This window comes from Photorhabdus sp. P32, assembly GCF_038085095.1.
Lineage (GTDB): Bacteria > Pseudomonadota > Gammaproteobacteria > Enterobacterales > Enterobacteriaceae > Photorhabdus > Photorhabdus luminescens.
On sequence record NZ_JAZGJN010000283.1, the window covers coordinates 16,586 to 18,433 of the forward strand.

Sequence of the window (1,848 nt, forward strand, 5' to 3'; positions counted from 1 at the left end):
CAAGCCTTACTTGTTATAAGTATATATATGATAACGATTATCAATATCATTTAAGTAAAGTCAAGATTATAAAATTTGGGAATAGCGATTGTTGTAATCGTCATCCCATATGATATGAACACGAATACAGTGAAAAGTTAAGTAAAAATATTTTTAGATTGTAAACGAAATTGTATATGCTGCGCTTTAGTAAAATTTGCTCCAGAGGATTATAGGGTGAAATTAAGACTGAGCTTTGTAGCGCTGGTCGTGCTGTTAGTCGGTTGTGCTGAGAGAAATGCTCAGCAAATAAATGCGGGTAAACAGTCCGGTCAGCAACGTATGCTTAGCAATACTGCCAACGCAGCTAGAATTTCTTCTTTCCCGCCAACGCCTTTTGACACATTTATTCAACAGGCATCCAATCGGTATGGTGTTGATGAAACGCTTATCAGAGCTATTATTCAAGTTGAATCCGGTTTTCGCCCTGATGCAGTCAGTAAATCGAATGCAATTGGTCTTATGCAGATTAAGGCATCGACAGCAGGGCGGGATGTGTATCGACAAAAGGGGCGTCTTGGTCAGCCGACAACGCGTGAGTTGAAAGATCCTAAAACCAATATTGATCTTGGCACTGCTTATATCAGTATCCTGAAAGAACAACATCTGGCAGGTATTGATAACCCTGAGACTCTCTACTATGCCACTATTGTTGCTTACGTAAATGGCGCGGGCGCTCTTTTGCGTACTTTTAATGTAGATCGTCAATTAGCCGTTAATAAAATAAACCGCATGACGCCGGATGAGTTTTATCAGTATGTTCAGGATAATCATCCTGCACCTCAGGCTCCACGCTATTTGTGGAAAGTAAAAAAGGCTTATCGTTCGTTAGTAATTGCAGATTGAGTTGCTGATAAAAATGACGATTCTATTTGCGACAGCCTCGCGTTGGGTGAGGGTTTACGGTGGTTTTTGTTAAAATTAACTGCGAAAGACTTGCCCTCAATCGATAATGGATGTTGGGAGATAAAATAATCCCTCCTTTGGTACTGATTGTGGAGGAGGGGGCTTTAATATATGTGTTCACTGGTGTTTACAAGCTAAAAGGTATAAGACCTCATTTCAATTTACATCATGCGATGGTAAATATCGTTTGATATCCGATAATTCATGTCTAAAGAAGGGCTCTCTTAGAATATGTTGTTTGATGATCAATTCGGTATTTCACCAATGTTGATCTCAGCTATATTATAACAAGATAATATAGTTAGATTGATTCTAATTAGAAATTATTTACTTATGGAGTTAAAGGTAATTAACTTTTATATTAATTATATCGATTTATTATCATGAAATAACATATGCTGAAATTGATTTTAGCCTGAACTTATATTTTAAAGTAATTAAATATATGGGATATCTTTGTAAATGTTTAATAAGTTGTATTTGATGTGGCATGTTGCCTGCTCATTATTCACAGGGAAAGTCTTATTTTGCAATAAGTTATCAAAGTAAGCTCGTATCATATAGTCGTTGATGGCTTTAGCCTAAGTTATGGAATTAAGTGTCAATCAAAAGTGCTTATCCGAAAAATAAGGATGGAATAGAACATATATTTACAGAACATATATTTACGTTTCATGAATGACCATTTCCCGTTATTGGGAAAGTTATCATTACAGAGTTGCTAATAAAGCAGTTATTTACATCCAATTCTAGAGAGAAAACGTTGCCTGAGTATTTTAATTGATGTTTAACGTGCCCGTTTTTATTCCGCCTAGGATAAGTGGGTCAAAAATAAAAACACACTTGTGATGATTGCCAAGAATGATAGTTGCCAAATATCTAACAGATTTATTGAGGTAGTAG

Annotated in this window: 1 protein-coding gene; it reads left to right on the forward strand. The window is 35.9% G+C overall.

The annotated features are described in order from the left end of the window. Positions 1-216: 216 nt before the first annotated feature. The gene (locus tag V2H77_RS17010) at positions 217-885 is read left to right on the forward strand and encodes a transglycosylase SLT domain-containing protein (RefSeq protein ID WP_341499745.1); all 669 of its coding nucleotides are present in this window, start codon (positions 217-219) and stop codon (positions 883-885) included. The last annotated feature ends 963 nt before the right edge of the window (positions 886-1,848 follow it).